Annotated in this window: 17 protein-coding genes; 7 read left to right on the forward strand and 10 right to left on the reverse strand. The window is 46.5% G+C overall.

What is annotated here, in order from left to right; translation table 11 throughout:
• Nucleotides 1-59 precede the first annotated feature (59 nt).
• Nucleotides 60-491, reverse strand: a complete 432-nt coding sequence (locus RIG68_RS00730) for a hypothetical protein (protein ID WP_350117759.1) — start codon at nucleotides 489-491, stop codon at nucleotides 60-62.
• 386 nt (nucleotides 492-877) lie between these two features.
• Here RIG68_RS00730 and RIG68_RS00735 point away from each other — a divergent pair, with 386 nt between their 5' ends.
• The 3 genes from RIG68_RS00735 to RIG68_RS00745 all read left to right on the forward strand — a co-directional run bounded on the left by RIG68_RS00735 (nucleotide 878) and on the right by RIG68_RS00745 (nucleotide 8,535).
• Nucleotides 878-2,002, forward strand: a complete 1,125-nt coding sequence (locus tag RIG68_RS00735; RefSeq protein ID WP_350117761.1) for a PrnB family protein — start codon at nucleotides 878-880, stop codon at nucleotides 2,000-2,002.
• Nucleotides 2,003-2,546: 544 nt separating this feature from the next.
• A complete protein-coding gene (gene gltB / locus RIG68_RS00740; RefSeq protein ID WP_350117763.1) occupies nucleotides 2,547-7,061 on the forward strand; it encodes a glutamate synthase large subunit in 4,515 nt (1,504 codons plus the stop codon).
• Between the two features lie 4 nt (nucleotides 7,062-7,065).
• The gene (locus tag RIG68_RS00745) at nucleotides 7,066-8,535 is read left to right on the forward strand and encodes a glutamate synthase subunit beta (protein ID WP_350117764.1); all 1,470 of its coding nucleotides are present in this window, start codon (nucleotides 7,066-7,068) and stop codon (nucleotides 8,533-8,535) included.
• On the opposite strand, the gene RIG68_RS00750 is transcribed toward RIG68_RS00745, so the two are convergent.
• A complete protein-coding gene (locus RIG68_RS00750; RefSeq protein WP_350072868.1) occupies nucleotides 8,536-9,027 on the reverse strand; it encodes a PaaI family thioesterase in 492 nt (163 codons plus the stop codon).
• A gap of 18 nt (nucleotides 9,028-9,045) precedes the next feature.
• On the opposite strand from RIG68_RS00750, the gene RIG68_RS00755 reads away from it, so the two are divergent.
• Together RIG68_RS00755 and RIG68_RS00760 are read left to right on the forward strand one after the other, a co-directional pair.
• Nucleotides 9,046-9,987 (forward strand): MBL fold metallo-hydrolase, encoded by a 942-nt coding sequence (locus RIG68_RS00755; protein ID WP_350117766.1) that lies wholly within the window; start codon nucleotides 9,046-9,048, stop codon nucleotides 9,985-9,987.
• 70 nt (nucleotides 9,988-10,057) lie between these two features.
• Nucleotides 10,058-10,594, forward strand: a complete 537-nt coding sequence (locus RIG68_RS00760; protein WP_350117768.1) for a hypothetical protein — start codon at nucleotides 10,058-10,060, stop codon at nucleotides 10,592-10,594.
• A 36-nt stretch (nucleotides 10,595-10,630) separates the two neighbouring features.
• Here RIG68_RS00760 and RIG68_RS00765 read toward each other — a convergent pair whose 3' ends face one another.
• The 4 genes from RIG68_RS00765 to RIG68_RS00780 form a co-directional block, all read right to left on the reverse strand.
• Nucleotides 10,631-11,578 carry a UDP-glucuronic acid decarboxylase family protein gene (locus tag RIG68_RS00765; RefSeq protein WP_350117770.1) on the reverse strand — a complete coding sequence of 316 codons (948 nt, stop codon included), beginning with the start codon at nucleotides 11,576-11,578 and terminating at the stop codon, nucleotides 10,631-10,633.
• 10 nt (nucleotides 11,579-11,588) lie between these two features.
• Nucleotides 11,589-12,146 carry a dTDP-4-dehydrorhamnose 3,5-epimerase gene (gene rfbC, locus RIG68_RS00770; RefSeq protein WP_152001215.1) on the reverse strand — a complete coding sequence of 186 codons (558 nt, stop codon included), beginning with the start codon at nucleotides 12,144-12,146 and terminating at the stop codon, nucleotides 11,589-11,591.
• Nucleotides 12,143-13,003, reverse strand: coding sequence for a glucose-1-phosphate thymidylyltransferase RfbA (gene rfbA, locus RIG68_RS00775; RefSeq protein WP_350117772.1), 861 nt, complete (start codon nucleotides 13,001-13,003; stop codon nucleotides 12,143-12,145). The genes rfbC and rfbA overlap by 4 nt, the downstream gene beginning before the upstream one ends.
• 188 nt (nucleotides 13,004-13,191) lie before the next feature.
• The gene (locus tag RIG68_RS00780; RefSeq protein ID WP_350117774.1) at nucleotides 13,192-14,859 is read right to left on the reverse strand and encodes a hypothetical protein; all 1,668 of its coding nucleotides are present in this window, start codon (nucleotides 14,857-14,859) and stop codon (nucleotides 13,192-13,194) included.
• Between the two features lie 131 nt (nucleotides 14,860-14,990).
• On the opposite strand from RIG68_RS00780, the gene RIG68_RS00785 reads away from it, so the two are divergent.
• Complete coding sequence (locus tag RIG68_RS00785; RefSeq protein WP_350117776.1) at nucleotides 14,991-15,896, forward strand: putative phage abortive infection protein; 906 nt, start codon at nucleotides 14,991-14,993, stop codon at nucleotides 15,894-15,896.
• A 45-nt stretch (nucleotides 15,897-15,941) separates the two neighbouring features.
• Here the strand turns inward: RIG68_RS00785 and RIG68_RS00790 are convergent, their stop codons facing one another.
• The gene (locus tag RIG68_RS00790; protein WP_350117777.1) at nucleotides 15,942-17,228 is read right to left on the reverse strand and encodes a carboxypeptidase-like regulatory domain-containing protein; all 1,287 of its coding nucleotides are present in this window, start codon (nucleotides 17,226-17,228) and stop codon (nucleotides 15,942-15,944) included.
• 211 nt (nucleotides 17,229-17,439) lie between these two features.
• On the opposite strand from RIG68_RS00790, the gene RIG68_RS00795 reads away from it, so the two are divergent.
• The gene (locus RIG68_RS00795) at nucleotides 17,440-19,389 is read left to right on the forward strand and encodes a carboxypeptidase-like regulatory domain-containing protein (protein ID WP_350117778.1); all 1,950 of its coding nucleotides are present in this window, start codon (nucleotides 17,440-17,442) and stop codon (nucleotides 19,387-19,389) included.
• 235 nt (nucleotides 19,390-19,624) lie between these two features.
• Here the strand turns inward: RIG68_RS00795 and RIG68_RS00800 are convergent, their stop codons facing one another.
• The 3 genes from RIG68_RS00800 to RIG68_RS00810 all read right to left on the reverse strand — a co-directional run bounded on the left by RIG68_RS00800 (nucleotide 19,625) and on the right by RIG68_RS00810 (nucleotide 22,574).
• Nucleotides 19,625-20,824 carry a Kelch repeat-containing protein gene (locus tag RIG68_RS00800; protein WP_350117780.1) on the reverse strand — a complete coding sequence of 400 codons (1,200 nt, stop codon included), beginning with the start codon at nucleotides 20,822-20,824 and terminating at the stop codon, nucleotides 19,625-19,627.
• Between the two features lie 4 nt (nucleotides 20,825-20,828).
• Nucleotides 20,829-21,941: a porin family protein gene (locus tag RIG68_RS00805; RefSeq protein WP_350117782.1), complete on the reverse strand. Its 1,113-nt coding sequence runs from the start codon at nucleotides 21,939-21,941 to the stop codon at nucleotides 20,829-20,831.
• 288 nt (nucleotides 21,942-22,229) lie between these two features.
• Entirely contained in the window at nucleotides 22,230-22,574 is a 345-nt protein-coding gene (locus RIG68_RS00810) for a hypothetical protein (RefSeq protein WP_350117784.1), read from the reverse strand.
• Nucleotides 22,575-22,821 lie beyond the last annotated feature (247 nt).

The raw sequence follows: 22,821 nt of genomic DNA on the forward strand, positions 1-22,821 counted from the left end.
AAAGCACCGGATAATTTACCCGGCGCTTTCCCGTAAGAGGATTCTACTACTTGTTATCTTTAAGGGTAGATGATGTTTCTCACCACCCATACTTTACTTTCTAGTTCACGCCCGTCGAAATCTTCTATTTCGCTTCTACCCTTACCTAACGCTTTCAGGTAGGTGTTCATTGCCTTAACGGGCAGGTCATTTTTCAGATAATAGTCACCCAACACTGTCAGGTTGTACACCGACTCATTAAGATCGAGTGACATTGAAAGCCAGTCGTAAGCTTCCTTCAGATTTTTGTCGATCACAATGCACCTTTCAGCTGCTTTTGCCAGTGTTTTCCAATCATGGTAGGCCGACTCCTCAACCATTTCCCTGGCCTTTTGCACTGCCTTGCTTTCATTTTTCTCTTTTGGGCCTGCTGCCCAAACTAAATTTGTCATTCCAATCAGTGACAGGCTCATAACGCCAGCCACTAGTGTCCTTTTTACTGAGTTTCTCATAGCACGAAAATTTAAGTGTTCAATAGTCACACATTAGTTTCCGATTGATTATGCTATTCAGATCCTCTTACAAATCTTCACTAAAGACGGTTATTCTCCGTTCGGGTTGCGTCAATACTTCACTTTATTTTAGCTCCCATTTTAAAAAAATGCCTTGAGCATTAGTACTGGAGAATCATTTACGGTTGGGCACTACCTCTTGGTTGCTGTATATACGATGCGCATCAGGATTAGTTGGTTGCATTGTGTTAAAAAAAGTTAAAATGCCTCCGGCCCGAACCTGAACAAATCGTTGACAATTCCCCCTTGCTATTGTTGGCTATATCTATAGTACCCGATAACTTGTGAAAAGTTACACCTTCCATCATTGAACTTTAATTAAGCTAATGGTAACAGACTGGAAATTTTTTTTGGTTGAACATGGCGTCGACCCTGACTACGGATTTCTTTTGACTCCGTTTCCTGAAGTAAGCCTTTCGTCCTATTTTGCTCCCTGGGACCAGGCTGCACTCCATTTGCCAGAGTGGATAGAAAACGGCAGCGTAGCCGAAGAGGCAGGCAAATTACCATTCAAAGACCCGGGCAGAATAAGCAGCAAAGGCGAAATGGAAAGGGCCATGCTGGTGCTTTCATTTTTGGGAAGCGCCATAGTTCATACATCTGCCGATACTTCGCCACTGATCCCCAGAAATATATCCGTTCCATGGCGATACATCGCCACTCGCTTAGGAAGGCCCCCCGTGTTATCGCATGCATCCGCTGTGCTTGCTAACTGGAAAAGAATAGGCAATATGGGGGTGGTGTCATTGGATAACATTGAGCCTCTGGTAACATTCACCAGAACTGAAGATGAGAAGTGGTTCTATATGGTCACCGTGGAGATTGAATCGCAGGCTGCAGAAGCTATTGCTGCCGTTGCCCTGGCGCTGGAATATACCACCACGAGAAACTCTGAGAACATTCTCCAACAACTGAAAGTAGTCAGGAACTCAGTGAGGATGATGACCACGACGCTGAAGAGGATGAAAGAGAAGTGTAACCCTTCAGTTTTTTACTCCAGCATACGGCCTTTTCTCAGCTCTTTCAAGGATGTCAGGTATGACCTTGGAGGGAGAACAGTGATAGAGAGCTGGCACGGTGGGAGTGCTGCTCAAAGTGCTGTCCTGCAGTTTTTGGACGCAGGAATGGGGATTGAGCACATGGAGCCTAAGTCTTCGGCATACATGAAAGATATGCTTAATTACATGCCTCCGCAGCATGCCACGATTGTGAGAAAGCTAAAACAAGGATCTCCCCTGAAAGACTATTGTAGTTCGGAATCAACACTCCGGTTCTTTTACGATAAAGCTGTAGAGACAATCCATGACTTCAGGACAGAGCATTTCAAAATAGCGCATGAGTATATAATTGCGCAGGCAAAAGCAGAAGAAGGGATAATTGGCACTGGGGGAACTGAGTTGTCATCGTTTCTGAAATCGATGAGAGACGACACAAAAAAAAAAGGTGACTAAATTAATCACCCTTTTCACGCTTAAACAACACCCTAATTTATTTATGGCAAATCCTTACACAAAAATCATGAAGAATTCTTTTTCTGCTTCAAATATGACCCAAAGTTTTCTAAAAAAATGCAAATGAGAAAGTTTTAGGTCTTTTTTTTGCCCTTTAAAATGAAAATTTACACAATTATGAATTTTTGCGACTAAAATTCTACCCACTGTAAGTATTTTCATAAAAAGAGCTTCATTCTTAACGATTTTTCAAAAAAAAGGAAAAGCGCTTTAAATGCATCTTTTCATCGCAACGTGAAGCTTGCTGATTTTTAATAATTTTTCGTATTTGTTGCGAATCATTCAAGAAATTCCGTATTTTCATATTACCGTGATAATTAAATTGTGAATTTCACAACAAAATTGGTTGCTTCGCCTCTCATTTTGACAAATTCATAAAAACGGCTTCGCATTAACCCCAAGATGATAATTGGCCTTTTTCCAAAAAGGCATCGCCATTTGCTTTTTGCTAAATGCATCTTGAACGTTTTTAGACATCCTAAGTATGGAAGAAATAAAAAAACAACGTGAGGGCTTGTACTGCCCGGAGCTCGAACACGACAATTGTGGTATGGGCTTTCTTGCCAATTACAATGGCCATAAATCGAATGAGATAATTACTGGTGCTATATCCATGCTTGAAAACATGGAGCACAGAGGCGCTACCGGCGCTGAGCCAGAAACCGGAGATGGGGCTGGTATTCAGTTTCAGGTGCCCTATGAGTTTTTTGAAGCAGAGGCGCTGGCTTCAGGAGTCAAACTTCCGGCCCCGGGTAAATATGGCGTGGTTACACTCTTTCTTCCAAAAGACCAAAGGGGAAGAGAAGATACTGTTAGTCAACTAAAGCAAATCGCCGCCGAAAGGGAGTTTAATATTGTTTTCCGCAGAAAAATACCCACCGACAATAGCAGAATAGGTTTGTCGGCCCGGCAAACAGAGCCTGACATGTATCACTACTTTCTGGTGCCAAAGGAGCCCTTGGAAGACTCAATGGTATTAGAAAGAAAACTATACGTTTTTAAAAACCAGGCCACTCACTTCATTGCCAAATCACATCCCGATTTCTATATAGCCTCGTGCTCTGCTTTCAAAGTGGTTTACAAAGGGCAGCTGCGTACGGATCAATTACGGTTTTACTATACAGACCTGAGAGACAAAAGGCTGACGTCAGCCTTTGCCATGATTCACTCCCGGTTTTCTACCAATACTTTCCCCAAATGGAAGCTGGCACAGCCCTTTCGTTTTCTTGCGCACAATGGTGAAATAAATACCATAAGAGGGAATGTGAACAAAATGAAGTCGAAGCAGGCGCTGATGGAGTCTTCGTTGTTTACCAAAGAGGAGATGCGGTGGCTGCTACCCATTTGTGATTCAGCCGATTCAGATTCTGCCAATCTGGACGCCATGGTGGAGCTTTTGGTGCTCTCTGGCAGGAGCATACAGCATGCAATGATGATGCTTATTCCTGAAGCCTGGCAAAACAATCCTCTGATGGATGAGGACAGAAAGGCATTCTATAAGTTTCATGCGTCGATGATGGAGCCCTGGGATGGCCCCGCAGCAGTATGCTTTACTGATGGTTTGAGAATAGGTGCTACGCTTGATAGAAACGGCCTAAGGCCAGCTCGCTATACAGTAACCAGCGATGGCCTGATCATTTTGGCTTCGGAGGTTGGAGTTTACCCCGTCGACCCTTCCAAAATTATTTCCAACGGAAGGTTGCAGCCGGGAAAAATGGTAATGGTTGACCTGGTGCAAAAAAAGGTGTTGTTTGACGAAGAGATCAAACAGCAGATTTTTGACAAGCAGCCCTATTCCGAGTGGATTAAAGGCAATAGAACAAAGCTTAGACTGCTGCCCGAGCCCAAGGATTTGCACCCGTCGTTTGAGGACGACCAATTGAAAACGAGGCAGTTGGCGTTTGGGTACTCCAACGAAGACGTGAGAACCATCCTTAAGCCGATGGTCGAAGATGGAAAAGAGCCACTCGGCTCTATGGGGACCGACACCCCTGTTGCCGTCTTGTCTAACCAGCCTCAACACCTTTCATTCTACTTTAAGCAGTTGTTTGCTCAGGTAAGTAACCCACCTATCGATCCCATCAGGGAGCGGCTTGTGATGTCATTGTTCACCAGGGTGGGTACCTCAAAGAATATTTTGGCTGAAACGCCTGAGCATTGCAGGCAGATACATATATCGCAGCCCGTTCTGGACAAGTCAAACTTTGAAAAGCTGCTTCAGTGGGATCACAAGCATTATAACTACAAGATTATAAATATCTTGTTCAACGCAGACGGCAAGGCAGGCAGACTTGAAGAAGGGGTCAACGAAATTTGCAAAGAGGCCGAAAAGGCCATTGCTGAAGGCTCCAACATCCTTGTGCTGAGTGATAGAAACCTAAGTAAGAACAGAGCCGCCATACCATCATTGCTGGCGCTGGGAGCAGTTCAGAATCACCTTGTAAAGAACAAAATACGCACCAAGGCAAGTCTGATCGTGGAATGCGGCGACGCCCTGGAAGTGCATCATTTTGCGACTCTTGTTGGCTTTGGTGCCAGTGCTATCTATCCTTACATGGCGCTTGATACTATTGCCGAGTTGGTGAAAAGTGAAAAGCTTGATAAACCCTTGAGCTTTCAGGAGGCAAACGCCAAGTTCATCAAAGCCATAGGCGATGGAATTTTGAAGGTAATGTCGAAAATGGGCATTTCTACTCTTCAGTCTTACCAGGGAGCTCAAATCTTCGAAATACTTGGGCTTTCCAGTGCTGTGGTAAACAAATGCTTCTACGGCACTATTTCCAGAATTGAGGGCCTAGGTTTCGATGGCATCGCACGGGAAACGCTGGCCAAGCACAAGCTGGCATTCACGGAGTCGAACCAAACAAAGCGACTTCCAGAGGGAGGAATCTACCAGTGGAAGCGCCGGGGAGAGGTTCACTTATTTAACCCCGACACAATCCACTTGCTTCAAAAATCTACTAAGCTTAAGTCGTACGACTTATATAAAAAGTACGCTGAGAAGATCAATAAACAAGAAGAGAAGGCCATTACGCTCAGGAGCTTACTAGAATTTAAGGCTGGCAAGGCTATTCCTATCGAAGAGGTGGAGCCAAAGGAGGAAATCTTCAAAAGGTTTGCTACCGGAGCTATGTCATTTGGTTCTATCTCTTTTGAAGCCCATACGACATTAGCCATTGCCATGAACCGGATTGGTGGAAAAAGTAATAGTGGGGAAGGTGGTGAAGACCCAATCCGCTACGAGCGCAAGCCAAATGGGGACTACATGAGATCGGCTATCAAACAGGTAGCGTCTGGCAGGTTTGGTGTGTCGTCTTACTACCTCAGCAATGCTGACGAGCTTCAAATCAAAGTAGCTCAGGGTGCAAAGCCAGGTGAGGGTGGGCAGCTACCGGGTCACAAAGTGGATGATTGGATAGGACGTGTTAGAAACTCTACGCCGGGTGTTGGTCTTATCTCACCGCCTCCGCACCACGATATATACTCGATTGAAGATTTGGCGCAGCTTATCCACGACCTTAAAAATGCCAACCGGGAAGCCAGGATCAACGTTAAGCTTGTTTCGGAGGCAGGTGTTGGAACTGTTGCAGCTGGCGTGGCAAAGGCATTTTCTGACGCCATTCTTATATCTGGTTATGACGGCGGTACCGGAGCTTCTCCAATAAGCTCGATCAGGCATGCCGGCTTGCCATGGGAACTTGGTTTGGCAGAAGCACATCAAACGCTCGTGAAAAACAGGCTACGTTCCCGAGTGGTACTGCAAACCGACGGCCAGTTAAGGACGGGAAGAGACATTGCCATAGCTACAATGCTGGGTGCTGAGGAGTGGGGCGTTTCTACGGCCGCTTTGATTACCATGGGCTGTATTATGATGAGAAAGTGTCATCTGAACACGTGCCCTGTTGGTGTAGCGACCCAGAACCCAGATTTGAGGGCGCTCTTCACCGGTAACCCCGAGGAAGTGATTGCCTTGTTTACATATATGGCGGAGGAGCTAAGAGAGATAATGGCTTCGCTGGGCTTCAGGACAATCAACGAGATGGTCGGCCGTGCTGATATGCTTCAGGTGAAAGACAAGCTACCTGGTTGGAAGGCTGCTACAATTGATTTGAGCCCTGTATTGAAATATGCCGAGCCCGCTCAGGGAGAGACCGCTTACAACTCAATTGCGCAAAAGCATAAGCTGAACGAGGCACTGGATTGGAAGCTTTTAAAAATTGCACAGCCTTCACTGGACACCGGTCAGTTCTCTTCAGGCAAGTTGAAGATAGTGAATATCAACAGGTCAGTAGGAGCGCTTATTTCGAATGAAATTTCGAAGAAATACAACGAAGAGGGGCTTCCGGAAGGAACAATAAGGATAAACTTCAGGGGGTCAGCTGGCCAGAGCTTTGGCGCTTTTGGCGCTCCTGGGCTTAAGTTTGTGCTTGAAGGAGAGGCCAACGACTACTTTGGTAAGGGCCTTTCTGGTAGCCAGCTGATAGTCTTCCCCGACAGGCGTACGAAGTTTGTGCACGACCAGCAGATCATAATAGGAAACGTGGCCCTTTACGGCGCAATTACGGGAGAGGCCTATATCAATGGTATGGCTGGCGAACGGTTTGCCGTCAGAAATTCTGGTGCTAACGCTGTTGTGGAAGGTGTGGGTGATCATGGCTGTGAGTACATGACTGGAGGTAGAGTTGTAATACTCGGCCCTACCGGAAAGAACTTTGCTGCCGGAATGAGTGGAGGTATTGCTTATGTTTATTCTCCGGGAGAAGAGTTTGAGCAGTTGTGCAATATGGAAATGGTGCTATTCGATTCAATAGATCATCAGGACGTTTCCACAATTAAAACACTTGTGACGAATCATGTGAAGTTTACGGGAAGCAAAAAGGCTGAAATGATTTTGTCAGAGTGGGACAGGCATATTGGTAAGTTTATCAAAGTGATGCCAAAAGAGTACAAGGAAGTTTTGGCCAATGCCAATAAGCGTAGAATCCGTCAAGCAGTATAAGATCATGGGAAAAGTAACAGGTTTTTTAGAATATAATAGGGAGCTGCCAACTGCAAAGCCTCCCAAGCAGCGCATCAACGAGTACAAAGAAATATACGACGAGTTTGCTGACGAGAAAACAGAGGAACAAGCTGCCAGGTGCATGAGTTGCGGCGTTCCGTTTTGTCACACTGGATGCCCATTGGGAAATAATATTCCAGAATTCAACGACGCCGTCTACCAGCAGGATTGGGAGCTGGCCGCCGAGATACTTGGCAGTACCAATAACTTCCCTGAATTCACAGGACGGATATGCCCTGCACCCTGTGAAGGATCGTGCGTGTTGGGAATAAACAAGCCTGCGGTAGCTATTGAGTACATCGAGAAGTCGATAGCGGAAAAGGCATTCGAACTGGGTCTGATAAAGCCGAACCCACCTAAAACAAGAACCGGTAAAACCATTGCTGTGGTTGGTTCGGGGCCAGCTGGCCTGGCGGCAGCGGCGCAGCTTAACAAGGCTGGTCATACAGTAACCGTGTACGAAAGAGCGGCTCAGCCCGGTGGACTTTTGCGTTATGGCATCCCCGACTTTAAGCTCGAAAAGTGGGTTGTGGAGCGCCGTGTTGAGGTGTTGAAGGCAGAGGGAATTGAATTTAAATGTGGAGTGAACGTAGGTGTTGATATCACAGCTAAGGAACTACAGTCGAAGTATGACAGTATCTTGCTGGCAGGTGGCTCTACCATTCCCAGAGATATCCCAATTCCCGGACGGGACTTGAAGGGAGTTTATTTTGCCATGGAATTCCTGACACAGCAAAACAAAGAAGTGTCTGATGAAAAGATTGAGGAGAAGAGGATTTTGGCTACAGACAAAAATGTGATGGTGATTGGGGGTGGTGATACCGGTTCTGACTGCGTGGGAACATCCAACAGGCATAGGGCCAAGTCTGTTACTCAGCTTGAGTTGCTTCCCCAGCCGCCAAAGTCGAGAGCCATCGATAACCCCTGGCCTGAGTGGCCAATGACATTACGGACTTCGTCTTCACACGAAGAAGGCTGTGAGAGAGACTGGGCTGTGCTAACCAAGGAATTTGTGGGTGATAAGGACGGCAACCTGGCAGGTGTGAAGTGTGTGAATATCGAATGGAAGGCAGCGAAACCAGGCGAAAGGGCTGGCTTTGCTGAGGTTGACGGCACTGAAAGAATAATCCCCTGCGAACTGGCTTTGCTGGCGGTAGGCTTTGTGGGCCCGGAGAAGGAAGGGTTGGTTGATCAGCTGAAAGTGACCCTTGATGAAAGGGGAAATGTGGCAGCTACCGATTACAAAACATCTTTAGAGAATGTTTTTGCGGCCGGCGACTTGCGCAGAGGCCAGTCCCTGGTTGTTTGGGCGATCTCAGAGGGCCGTGAGGCCGCCAGGGCTATTGATATTCATTTGATGGGCTCAAGCGATCTGGAAGCAAAAGACGCATCTTCTATTTCAGAGCTTATCTAGCTATTTGAAAGCATTTTCAGTAGGAGGCTGACTGCTGTCATACACCCGTATGGCAATAACATCGGCCTCCGCTGTTTTTAGCCCATTGACAAACACCTCACAGTAGAAAACAGTTTTTCTATTCTTTACTTCGCTTATCCGGGCCCTCAGTTCTATCGTTTGATCGTTGGGAGTTGGCTTCAGGTAGCGGACATTCAAAGTGCCGGTGGCATATCTGTATTCAGGCATAGAATCCAGCCGCCTTCCCTCCAATTTGTAGGCATGCGCCATGGCAGAGCCCATGCAGTGACAATCGATAAGGGTAGCTAAAATGCCGCCATTCAACAGGTTGGGCCAGCCGTGGTACTTTTCCTGCGAAACCCATTTGCATACAGCCTCTTCACCCTCCCAATAGCTTTTTATTTGCAAACCATTGGGATTGTGTATACCACATCCAAAGCAAACATTCTCGGGCATAAAGTCCTGAAAGTACTCAGGTTGCTGATTTTCCATTTTCCAATCGTTATTTTAGTGGCGAAGTTATTAATTTCATGGAACCCCGGTGCTGTTATGCTTGACGTTAAAATATTAGACCTTCACTTTCTTGGGCTTGAGAAAACTATTTCCTCATTCTTAATCAAAACAAGTGAAGGCCCGGTCTTGATCGAAACAGGCCCCCATTCTTCTATTCAGTCATTGGAGAAAGGATTAACGGAAAACGGAGTTCACCCGGAGGATGTCAAACACGTTTTTCTGACTCACATTCACCTTGATCATGCAGGAGCTGCCTGGTATTTTGCCCAAAAGGGTGCGAGCGTCTATGTTCATCCATTCGGAGTAAAGCATTTGGCTGACCCTTCGAAGCTGATGGAGTCGGCAAGGCGCATCTATCAGGATAAAATGGATTACCTGTGGGGGCAAATGCACAGCATTGACGAAAGCCAGCTGGTGGCGGTAAACGACGAACAAACCATCGAAATAGGTGGAGTTGCGATCAAAGCGTTGCATACGCCCGGGCATGCTGTTCACCATATTGCCTGGCAAATAAATGACACCCTCTTTTCCGGCGATGTGGCAGGCGTAAAAATAGAAAATGGGCCGGTGATGCCTCCTTGCCCGCCTCCCGACATCAACGTTGAAAACTGGAAAGGCTCCATTGAGCGAATAAAGGCCGCCGGGGTTTCACAGCTCTACCTTACCCATTTTGGAGTAGTGAAAGATGTTGACAAACATCTCGATGACCTGGAATCAGTACTGGATGAGTGGGCGTTTTGGATCAAGCACCAGATGGAAAAGGGAACAGACGCAGAGTCCATGACACCGATGTTCCAGGCGTTTGTGGCAGATGGCTTGAGAGCTCAGGGCCTGACTGACAGGCAAATCGAGCAATATGAAGCGGCCAACCCTGCCTGGATGAGTGTGGCAGGGCTAATGCGCTATTGGACCAAAAGAAAGTCAGCTGAACAAGCTTAGAAGAAAATAGGGCGAAAAACTGTATCTTTAACAAAGTTCAGTGCGTGAAAGTCAATTTTTTAATCATTCTATGGCTAATACTAGTTTACCCTTCGATCTTCAAAAGCTTGTTGCCAGGCACGGATACATCTATGAAGATTTAAACTCCGTCCAGATATTCAGAAGCAAAGCCAGCTTTTCCAAATTTGCCAACCTGGCGCTTATCTTTCTCGGCATTTTCCTGCTGATAGGCGGCCTTTTTTCTTCAATATTCTTCCTTTTTGGTTTTGGAGTTCTTTTGGTTCCACTGATCAAATACATCCAGAGAAAGAGGTTTGTATTTGACTTTAAAAAGGGAACCTTCGAACTAAAAGGCTCCATTTTTGGGGGGAAGAATATTTATCCGTTCAGAGAAATTACGGCGATTGAAGTAAACTATGACGTTTCTGAAGGGGACGTATCCGCTTTTTCCAACAATCAGAAGCAGCATAACTACAGAATATACCTCAGGGCCAGCAACAACAAGGAGCATGAACTCTTCTTTATCTCGGAAAAGGAGTTTAATCCAATTGACAGCGTGGCCGCCTTGAGGTATACGATATCTAACTGGATAAAGCCCGGTTCCTGATCCTGGGAAAAGGAGCCTGGATGAAGAACAAAGTGCCTATTTCAGCACTTTGTTCTTAAAGTATTCTAATGTTGGTTTCAATCCTTCGGCCCGGGAGAATTTGGGTTCCCACCCGAGAATTTCTCTGGCTTTTGTGGTGTCGGGCTTCCGTTGCTTTGGATCGTCCGTTGGCAAAGGCTTGAAAATAAGCTTTTGATTAGCATTGGTCAGCTTGATAATCTCCTCCCCAAATTGCTTGATAGTAATTTCGTCGGGGTTGCCGATATTCACGGGGTGCGGGTAGTCGCTCAAAAGCAACCTGTAAATGCCCTCAACCAAATCGTCGACATAGCAGAAAGATCGGGTTTGAGAACCATCGCCAAAACAGGTGAGGTCTTCACCCCTTAAAGCCTGTGAAATGAAAGCTGGTAGCACTCTGCCATCGTCCAGCCTCATACGGGGCCCATAAGTGTTAAATATCCTTATGATGCGTGTTTCCAGTCCGTGGAAAGTATGGTAGGCCATGGTAATAGCTTCCTGGAAACGTTTGGCTTCATCGTAAACTCCTCTTGGTCCTACGGGATTAACATTGCCCCAGTAGTCTTCAGTTTGTGGGTGCACCAATGGGTCGCCATAAACTTCTGAGGTGGAGGCTATCAGGATTCTGGCATTTTTTGCCTTGGCAAGGCCAAGCAAGTTGTGCGTGCCAAGTGAGCCTACCTTAAGGGTTTGGATAGGCATCTTAAGGTAGTCAATTGGGCTTGCGGGCGAAGCAAAGTGAAGAATGTAGTCCAAATCGCCTGGTACGTGCACAAATTTTGAGACATCGTGATGATAGAATACAAAGTCTTCTCGTTTAAAAAGATGTTCTATGTTGTCGAGAGAGCCGGTGATGAGATTGTCCATTGCAATTACATCGTAGCCTTCCTTTAGAAACCTGTCGCATAAGTGAGAACCAAGGAATCCTGCTCCACCAGTGATCAATACTTTCTTTTTCTTTGCCATTTTAGCTGAATTAAAATTTGAACTTACCTGCGGCATCTGCTAGCGATCCGAGGGCTTTGTCTTTCTCCGAAAGAATCAGCGACAATTTATCTAGCTTCCAATCGATGTTTAGGGAATTATCGTCGAATCGTATGCCATCGTCGAAGTTTGGTGCATATGGTCGGTCGACGCAATAGAAAAACTCAGCGGTTTCGGAAAGGATGACGAACCCGTGGGCAAATCCCCGGGGCACAAACAGCTGTTTTTTGTCCTCGGCACTCATCTCGATACTAAAGTGTTGCTGGTAAGTCGGAGAACCCTCTCTCAAATCGACTACTACATCTAGTATAGTTCCCGAGAGTACCCGAACCAATTTAGCCTGTGTATAAGGTTCTCTCTGGAAGTGAAGTCCTCGCAGAACTCCTTTCGACGATTTTGACTGATTGTGTTGTACAAAATCGGCTTTGATGCCAGTTGCTTTTTCGAAATTGACTGCACTGAAGCTCTCGAAAAAGTAGCCTCTTTCATCCTCAAATACTTTGGGCTGAATAACAAACAACCCTGGAAACCTGGTTTCTTCGATAATCATTTAATAAGGTTTAATAGGTAGCCACCATAGCCGCTCTTCACCAAAGGATTGGCGAGTTTTGCCAACTGCTCTTTCCCAATAAATTTCATTTTGTAGGCAACCTCTTCGATACAGCCAATTTTTAGCCCCTGTCTTTCTTCGATCACCTGAACAAACTGACCGGCTTGCATCAGTGAAACGATGGTACCAGTATCCAGCCAGGCGGTACCCCTATCGAGAATGCCGACGGATAATTTCCCCTGCGCCAGGTACACTTTGTTTACATCAGTGATCTCAAGCTCCCCCCTGGGGCTGGGTTTCAGATCTTTGGCTATTTTTACCACGCTATTGTCGTAGAAATAAAGACCCGGCACAGCAAAATTCGACTTAGGTTTCGCAGGCTTTTCTTCAATCGACATAGCCGTGAGATTTTCATCAAATTCGACGACGCCATAACGTTCCGGGTCTGTTACGTGGTAGGCGAAAATGACACCGCCGTCAGGGTCACTTTTGCTTTGCAGCAGCTTGGCCATTCCCGATCCGTAAAAAATATTATCCCCGAGCACAAGTGCCACCTTATCGTTACCGATAAATGACTCCCCGATAATAAAGGCCTGGGCCAGGCCCTCCGGTTTTTCCTGAACAGCATACGAAAACTCGCACCCCAGGCTCTTGCCATCTCCCAGAAGGCTTTTAAATAAAGGAAGATCGTGAGGAGTGGATATGATGAGTATTTCTCTGATCCCGGAAAGCATCAAAGTGCTTAATGGGTAGTAGATCATTGGTTTATCATACACGGGCAAAATTTGCTTGCTGACTGCAATTGTGAGTGGGTGAAGACGAGTGCCAGATCCACCAGCTAGAATTATACCTTTCATTTTATCTTGAAGACATTGTGGCATGCAAATTAGCAATACCTGTTAAGAAAATCGCTGAGATGGTGTTTTGTTATATTCTTTTGAAGAAAAATAGTGCGCATTGCCATACTTTACCTTCCGACTTATTGCTTTGAGATAATACTTCGAAATACCTTTTAGGTCTCGCTCCACGATTTCAGGGTTAATGGTTAATTACTGGTTAGCTGCAACCTAAACTGGTTGACTCCTTTTCTTAACGAAACGTTGACCCCATCGCTTAGCTGCTTGCCGGAAAATGCTTTTTCGCCTGAATCTTCCAAATTAATCCATTTGTACTGCATGCCTTCTTCAGCAGTGAACCACTCCGGAAACTGGTTGATCCGGGGCCAATCCCACGGCATATTCATATTGGCCTGGTGTCTGGCCACGTCAAACTTAAGGACGCCTTCCCAATCTGCGTCGACAGTCACACTGATCAGCAAGTCCTCTCCGATTCTTACTACCCCAGGTTGCACATCAGTCCGCCAGGGTGCCACTGTCATCCCTTGTGTCTTCCACAGGCAGTACATAATGGCAGTTCTGGCAAAATTACCGTCCCCATGCCAGCCCTCAATTATGCCGGATGAGTGCCATTGCCCGGTATTCACCCTGTGGCTGGAGTCCTGCATCGACCACATTACCTGAATTTCGCTGTCAAGCCAGCTAGGTACACTGCTTACAGGCTCACGGTTGTAAAGGTTCAGCGCCCCTTCAATGGCGTCGGCATAACCATCGGCAGAGCCTGTTTCCCAGTCAAAGTTTCTGTAGTTGCCACTCAATGCATTAAGTGCTTTCAGCGTGGCTTCCTTGTAGGCATCCGTAGAGTCTACCTGATAAACCGTGTAAAAACCATTGAGATTGTACCCAAAGTTATCAGCCGTGCCCGCCGACAAGACCTCTCCTGTTTGGGGATTGACGGAATTGTAAAAAAGGCCATCTTCATTTCTTCCCACCTCAAGTATTCTGTCGAGCATTTCGTGCATGTGGGACTCATAGACTTTCTTTTTTGCCGGATCGGCAGCATCGATTGTTGCGTACAATTCGCACAGGCCGGATACAATTTCACAGCCATGGTCACGCAACCGCAGTGATTCAAAATTTCTGGTCGGGTGTTCATTGCCAAGCAGGTAGTAGTCGCCCAGGCGAATGGCCCATTCCAAATATCTTTGATCGCTTGTCATCCAGTATAACCGGGATAGCACTTGCAGCATCTCCCCGTTCACCTCCACATTGGTAGACACAATCTTGCCATGGGGCGTTTCAACGGGTGCATATTTCCACATATCGTCAAGAACACCGATCATCCGGTCTGACCATGGGCTGGCTCCCAGCCATTCGGTGAGTGGCAGTAGACCATCTTTGATATACTCCGACGAGCCAAACATGATGCTGTTCAAATCCGGCTCGGGTTTCTCAAAGCCCTTCGTTGAAAAGGAGTAAGTATCGGGCAACCGATCAATGCGGGAAGTGAGTCTGGTTTCAGTGTGTAGCATGTCGAGCATTCTGCCACGAAAAAGCGAATCGTCTGTTAAAGCCGCCGTGAGAACCATAAAGGGATAGTTGTCGGCAGCGGCATCCCAGGCATTCCAGATGTCTTTGCTTTCGTTGAGGTTGCGGGGAATGAGGCCGGAGCTTGAGTCTGCATATGCCAGCCAGTCGGTCACAAACTTCCGGCTGCGCTCGAGACCCTCGTTCACCAGCTGGCCATTGATAGCGGCCTGCTTCAATGCCAGGCTGTCGGCACTGGTTAGCTCCGGGTTATTGGCCGAAGGTTGTGAGCAGGAAAAAAGGAAAGTCCCTGTTAACAACAGAAGCACGTAGGATTGTAGGTTTTTCATATGATTGAAGGTAATGAAAAATCCGTATCGGGCTCCCAGACATTTACGTTCCGGCGCCATATCATTCCAAAAATTGAGTCATTCCATCGCTGCTATTCCTTATCTTAGACAACTGAAACCTATCCGGCTATATGAGCAAACCTAATCCAACCAAGCGTTCATTTTTTGTCACCTTTCTGGGTGCCAGTGCAGCCCTGGCCGTTTTGGTGGGTTTTGCCATCATTTACTATGTGTTCAACAACGTCAAAAACCTTGACATGGTGGTGGAAGGTGATATTACCACGCTGAGCATGCTGGGTGAGTTTGTAGGGGGCACCGTAGGCTCCATGTGGTCGCTGGCAGGCGTCATCTTTTTTTACCTGGCCCTGATTTACCAGCGCCGGGAACTGGAGCTACAGCGGGAAGAGCTGCTGGAGTCACGCAAGATCATGGACAAACAATCTAAAACACTGCAAACACAGCAGTTTGAGAACACGTTTTTCCAGCTTCTCGAATTTCACCTCAATGCCGCCAAGCGCATCGAAACCCAGGACGGAGGCAATGGCTTTGATAAAATGTATGTCGATTTAAAAAAGGCCCTGGCCACCACCAAGCGAAAAAGAAAAACAACGGGCAGCTCACAAAACCTGGATTCCCAGTCTTTTGAAACCAGTTTCCGCCTGGTATACGACAGCTACAGAAACACGCTCTCCCACTACATGGAAAGCTACAAAGCCCTGCTGTTTCTGGTAGATGAAAAAAGCAGCGACCCTGTTTTCTATGTGAACATCATCAAGCCCCACCTCACCGAGCAGGAGGTGCTCATGCAGTTTTACTACCTGCTGTTGTACGACAAGAATGAAAGATTCAAGTCTGTGGTAGAAAGCTATGGCCTGTTCCAGCGCCTCAATATCCGAGCAGTGCACGCCATCGACAAGCTCCATTTGGAGGAGCTGAAGGAAACTGCCTATCAGGCTACGCCGGAGCAGAGGACGGAGGAGCCTGAGAAAAAGGAAGAGAAAAAAAAGAGCAAGAGGCTGTTTTTCAAAGCGCAATAGAGCGAAGCTGTTTTGCCGAGTAATCAAAAGCTGAATGAACAGAGGTTATTTCTTGTCTAAAGCCGTACACTCCGCCTCAATCACCCAGGCGAAGAAGTCACTCTTTTCCCATTGCGCTTCCTGGTTTTTGCGATAGTAGGCGTAGTCTCCCTTTACGCTGATCTGAGCTGGTTTTTCGATTTCTGGCATGTATAAATCAGATGCTTCCACCGTCCATTGCAGGGCAACGAAGAAGGTCTGGTTCACCAGGATCTTATGCTCGCTCATATTCACTTCTACCCAACCTTTTGTGATGGAACCCAGCACGGAAATCTTCCCGGGAAGCAGACTGGTGCCCGGCCCGCCATCCGCTCCCATATCGTAGATGTCGAGCAAAAACTCAAAAGGCCTCCCTGAGTAGTTCGAAACATGGAAGGCTATTTTGTTCAGGAATAGGGAATCTCCCTTTACCTCCATCTGCTTAGCAGCTTCGCCGAATTTGCCTCCAATAAAGGCCGCTGGGCCAAGCCAACCCGGGTGTTTTTGCCCCAGCACCACCTTTTTTCCGACGAAGGCTTCTTCCACCAGCACATTGTTCAGCCTGGCGTAGCGTTCGTTAAGGGCTATCCTTTCGGTACCATTCCAGCCTGCCAAAAGACGGCCTGTGCTCCGGTAGCCAAGTGCGGACATTACTACAGAGTCGGCGGTGGTGCGATTAACCCGTGTAGTAAATTGTCCGTTGACGTCCGTGGTCAATTGCTCATTGGTGCCAGGAAACGATACAGTGGCGCCCGGAATGGGTTCATTGGTTTTGGCGTCAATGATCACACCAGCTATATCGAGCCAATCCGGCTGACCGCTGACCAGCTCAAAATCGGCTTGGGTGTTTGCAGGGTCGATCACTTCAAAGCCTTGAAATGCAAGCCTGGCGGAGCTTTTCCTGATGGCTTTGGTAAGCCCAGTCACCAGTCGGATCAGCTCGTTCTTTTCGTAATAGCCATAGTCCACAATATCGATTACGAAGCCTGTCTCGTTGGGATGGAGCGTGCCGCCCGCCACCATTACTCTTTTGACAGGCTGTTTGAAATGAGGCAGCAAAACCGAAGCGATGAACTCCAGATGAGCACTATCGGCATCGGCGAAGCCAAACGTCCAGTGCACCTGCTTATCCGAAAGGCCACCTTCTGCCAGGCCCTGGTACAATTGCTCTACCCGTTCTTTTGGAGAGCTTTGTTTTTGAGCCAGAAGGCTTGTGACCAAGAGCAAAAAAGGCAAAAGAAAAGAAATCCTAACCATGTTCTTAAAATAGGTCATTTTTTGCACTTTTGGGCTATTACTCTTTATTGAATCCATTGTCTGGGTTTTTAGGTATGTTAAACACCCGTGTACTAGGCCTTTGTCTGTGTCCCAACATTTGCCGGGCCCGACCGTCATTTCGGGAGCCTAAAGAACTGTTGAACACTTGATTTGACCAATGAGGCATGAGTTAAAAAACAAGTGAAGATGGAAAGTAGGACACCGTTTCCTGTGCTGGAGGCATTAATTGGAAATATGATTGCCAAACATGTGTAGCATACCCCGTTCGAAACTTTCACTCAAAGGCCCCTTTACAAAAGGCGACCTTTGGTTTTTCCCCACTACACATATCATATTCTTTGCCTTCCTTTTTTTCCCCGCCCTTGGCTTTTCGCAACAGCTTTTTTTCGGAAATATCATTGACGAGGCTTCTCACAAGCCCATCCCCTACGCCCATATTTTGATTGATGGTACCAACAGCGGAACCGTATCAAATGAGCAGGGGAGATTTAAGTTGGTGCATGCACCAAACAAGGCGAATGAGCTAACAGTAAGAGTTTCTTGCATTGGGTATAAAACCACATCAGCCAAACTAAGTGCCGCACAAAACAATTCGATAGTACTTCAAGCGGAAGAAGCGGTTTTGCAGGAGGTGGTTGTGCTTGCTCACGACTACGCCAGGGAGCTGGTGCAGAAGGCGGTGGCAAGAATTGCAGAAAACTATGCAAATCAACCCGAAATGATTTCAGGGTTCGTGAGAAACGGCGCCTACCAGGATGCCGGGAACCTGATTCCCTATTACCTGATTGAAGCAGTGATTGAAGCGGAAAAGGGTAGCTACGCCGGGGAAACAAAAAGTGGGCATGTAAAAGTAATACAAGCAAGGAAGTATGAGGCCCAGACGCTGGACTCTCTTGATGTCAGGTTCTTTGGTGGTCAGTCGGTTGCCCACTGGGGTGACCTGGTGGCCAGCAGAAGAGGCCCACTGGATGTCCGCCGCCTTGATGGGTATGATTATTCAATCATTGATACATTGATGTATGACGGGCACGATCTTTATCAGGTAGAATTTTCACCTGGGAGAAAAGTAGCCGGTACCGGCATGCTGTATATTCAGGAAGCGTCTCTTGCGATAGTGAAAATAGAACTACAATACAATAGCGAAGAGGTGGCAGGTGTCTTTTCAGGCGTGGAGGAGGCGCTTAAGGGAAGGCGTCGACTGTATGGGCGATACATCACTGAATATGCAAAGACAGCATCAGCCTGGAGACTAAGCAGGGTTGAATACAGGACAGCATTTGAAAGGGGAAGTAAACCGGACATTTTCCTTACCGACTATTTTGTGGCCACTAACGCAACCCCTTTGAAAGCCAGCATTCCTTACGAAGAGAGAATAGCATACCGCGATATCTTTTTGCATGAAACTGGCCCTTATGATCCCAATTTCTGGCGGAATTATACCATCGTATTGCCTACTGAAATGGAAGCAGCAGCGTTTGAAAAATCCTCCGGTACAGACACCAATCGGAATTCAAAAGCGGAAAGAACCATGGCAGTACTCAGCAGATTGAGAATGACGCTGGGTGTTGGCCTGCTTCCAACAATGGTGAACGGGGTTGGTGTGGCTTTCCAACAGGATGCGTTTGGCTTTCAGGAGCAAATCATGCCTACTAATGTTTACGAATCGGCACTTACAGGTAATATGGAGTTCGAATTATCGCCAAATTTGATCGTCGGATTTGCCTCCATCAGCTCGTTCAGGGCAAGAAGATATACGGCCAATTGGGCCAAAATAGGGTGGGAGAGCCAATTCGCATCTATCGCCACCCGGCCTTTTTATGTTGATGCGTCCATCCAACTGGGCCAGGTTGATCAGCGTTATCGGTTTGGCACTTACCCAACTGACGGCATTGAAGTCAATGGTCGGAAGTTGAACAGTGAGAAAATAGATGCCTTCATGGTGCAGCGGGCCTGGAGTGCCATGCCATCGATCAGGATCTCAGGCGAGAAAACAAAGCGCCTTCGTTTTTTTGCCGAAGTGGGACGCTACTTCTTCTTTAATACCACGGACGGGCTGATATTGCAGGAGAAGCAGTTCTGGTTCAAAAAGGCAGCGTTTGTTCCCGCAGGAGCTACGGGCCTCAATTTTCAAAAAAGCGCTGAAAACGCAATCAACAATAGGTGGTATTTAAATGTCGGCATCATGTTGTCATTTTGATGCCGGTCTAGCGCCTTGGTTAGCGCCCACCCCCCTGGTTCGTGTCTCACGAACCAGCATAGCCACCCTTACCTGTTCCTCACTATCGTCAGCGTCTCATTCCATTTCCTTTCCCAAGTCAAGAAAGTGATGAACATGTAAAGCAAGCCCACTACTAATGCCTATTCATTTTAACGTTTTTGAAAAGCCAAAAGGGGGCATAAAAGAACCCAACAAACACCAGCACACTACATGTTCAAATTTCGGAGAGGTGACAAACCCAAAGATCATACCTCTGAAAGCCCTGTCCAATATATAATTTGTTGGCCACAGAAAAGTAAAAAAGACCGGAAGGCTCCAAACTTACTGGAAATGACGCCACTAATTCCCAGGTGTCACTGTCTGGAGTGTACGACCACAAGTCTTTGTCCATCCAATCAGTCTGTACATGATAGTTATTAGAGCTTAGACCAAAATAAAGTTTGTTGTTATGTGAAAACGCAATAATAGTTTCTTTCAGACTGCCAGGGTATTGTGTCTTTACGACCCAGCTGTTGGTTGAGGTCTCATATTCCCAGATATTCTTGTCGGTTGTAACAAGGTAAGCTTTGCTGCCCAGGGAGGCTCCGCCAATGGAGTAACCGTAGTTAGTCGGCAATCGGGATTTTTGGCTCCACTGGCCAGTTCTCAGGTCATATTTATACGACAGGTAGGAGCTCAAAATGTAAATTTCGTTGTCTGTAGCGTGCCCATGATAATAGCCTGACCACCGTCCGGGTGAGAAGGGAGCCTGACTCTGAATTGTCCAGCTGTTGTTCGCAAACTTATATAGATGTTGATCAATGCTGTTAAAAAAGTACTGAGTATCATCAATGGTCACAGAGGTAAACCTGGTTCCGGTGTTTCCACGTACAGGGAAATTTGGGGCCTCTGAGAATTTGTTTTCAGCAGGGTCAAAGGCATGAAAATCAGAGCTTTGAAAAAGAAAGTATCCTTTTTCGCTTGTTGAGCTACCATGCATACTTGACCAACCTACCAGATCAACTTCGGTAAGTAGTAATTCCCAGGGGTCTTTTTCGCTGCCCTTACTCGTAAAGGATATTGAGTTTCCGTAAACAGTCTTGTCCGCATAGGTAGTAAATGCCCTCACTTTGTACGTCACTCCTTTGGCCAACCCATAATTAACGCTTTTCTCGAATAGGCCTGTATTTAGCTTTTCGCCCAACTCAATTTTATGGGAGTTTTCAACTGTCGGTTCTGACGTGTCCCAAACAAAGCCGAAGGAAGTCGTTTCATTAGCGCCTTTTTGCAAAGCCTCAGCATGAAAGGTTGCTCCCGTTGCGTCATTATCTGGTGGCAGGGTTCGAATGATGGGGAACTCCTGTAGGCTAGGGGCCTGCTCTCCGCACCCTAAGGTAATCATCAATAGAAACAGTATAGCAATATTTTCTCTCATGATATCAGAATAATAATCCAGCCGAAAAACAAATTTGAGTGACTCCCAGCAGCTCACTTTGCTTGCCGACCGAATACAAGTTGTTGATTCCCATTTGGAAAGTCATGGTCTGTTTCGAATCGTACTTTACCATAAGGCCAACATTCAGGGTGAAGCCAAGCTGATCCTTCGCAATCGCCGAGCTCTCCTCAATGCCAATGAAGATGTCATTGTCAGTTGTGTTGTAGCTAAACAATAAGTTTTCTCCGCCAAGGTATCGTGAGTAAGTTGGCCCAAGCTCAATAAAAGGGACGTTTTTCACATTGAAGGCATTGTATCTGAACAACGCAGGAACGTTGACCCTGTATTGATTAGTCACCAGATCGTACGTTCTGGAATCAGAAAGCAGCGTGGAGCTCTTGTAATGGTAAAAGGTTGGCTCGGTAACAAACGACATGTTTGTTCTTCCCATCGGCACATGAACCTCCAGGCCAAAAGATAATCCCGCAGCCGTGTGAAAATCAGCAGTGCTAAATAGGTTACCAGCCTTTTGAGCAGTCAGGGTAGTGAGAGCAAGCCCCCCCTTAACGCCATATCGAAAACGGGGGAAGTAACGGTCCCAACACAAATCATAATCTCCAAAGAACCTCACCAGGCTGTTTTTTGACAATTTCACAAATGGGGTATTCTCAAGGGCCGCAGGACAGTCCTGAACATATTGCTTCAAAAAGGATGCAAGCTGTTTGCCGTCTGGCAGCTGGTGGAGGATCACCGTGTCAGCCGGTGTGATAAAATACCTAGTCGCTTCATGCTTTATTGCCAGGGAATAAACCATATATCGGCCATGGAATATTCTTTCAAAAAAGAGATGAACCTCTTCGCCGCTCACGGTTGTAGGGAATGAATGGAAAACCCGCCCGTCATTGAGTCTGTACTCACTTAGCTCAAGAGGTGAATAGGTAACTATTCCGGATTTGGTTGCCACTTTGATAAACTGCGCATTTTCGTATGCTGACCCTCCAATGACCTCAACTGTATTCAATGTGCTGTCGGTGGATATATATCCCTGCTGTGAGAAAGAAAGGTGTGTTGTAAGGCAGAAAGCCACGGCCATTAAAAATTGTGCTACTTTCTTCATCTGTTGGATTGGTTGGGCTCAGAGAACATGGTGGCTAAATTAGCAATAAGCTACCAGATAGGGCCTAATTATCACCTGTTTCTTTGGGAAATGCTCAAACTGCGACCCATTTGGACTTTCATCAAAATACCCTTTGCCCACTGGCTCCTGACACATCGCCCCAATTCGATGTTGAGCGTAGAAGCCCATGGGCTTCTACGCTCACCTTTTGATGTGGGATTTCCTACCCTCGGCCTGGTTCGTGTCTCACGAAGCAGCCTCACCACTCTTAACTATTTCTCACGATGGTCAATACCCTTTAAACTTCCTTTCCGACTTTGAGAAAGTGATTTTAACGTTTTTGAAAAGCCAAAAGGGGGTATAAAAGAACCCAACAAACACCGACGCATAAAACTTGACAATCACATATAGCAAGAAACCGACGATCGGGATTCTATCAAACATCTTCGGCGAAAAACGGTTCAGCGTGAGCCAGCCGATAACTATTGAGAAGCCATAATAGACACATCCCAAAAGAGTGAGGAATATAGTTAACGGAGTGAGGTTGATGTCTCTGTTTTGAAAAAAGATAAGCGTAAAAACAAAACACGCCAATGAAAGGGCTATTCCGACATATAGGTTTGATCTGGCCATTTTCTTCATTGTTGTTTGATGGGTATTAGCGGGTCGAGGTTGGGAGGTAAAAGAACTGAACCGGCTTGTCAAATTAAACGAAAAATAGAGAAATAGTGGCCAATTCACGGTTATGTTCAGTTAAGTGTGTCATTTTTTAAAAGTTGGGTTCAAGTCTTTCGGGATATGTCATAGTTAGTATACTTATCACCTTGGTCCATGATACCGGTCTGGACCATTTCTTTTGAACCTTTGAACTGACTAAATA

Source organism: Imperialibacter sp. (assembly GCF_040222385.1).
Taxonomy (GTDB): domain Bacteria; phylum Bacteroidota; class Bacteroidia; order Cytophagales; family Cyclobacteriaceae; genus Imperialibacter.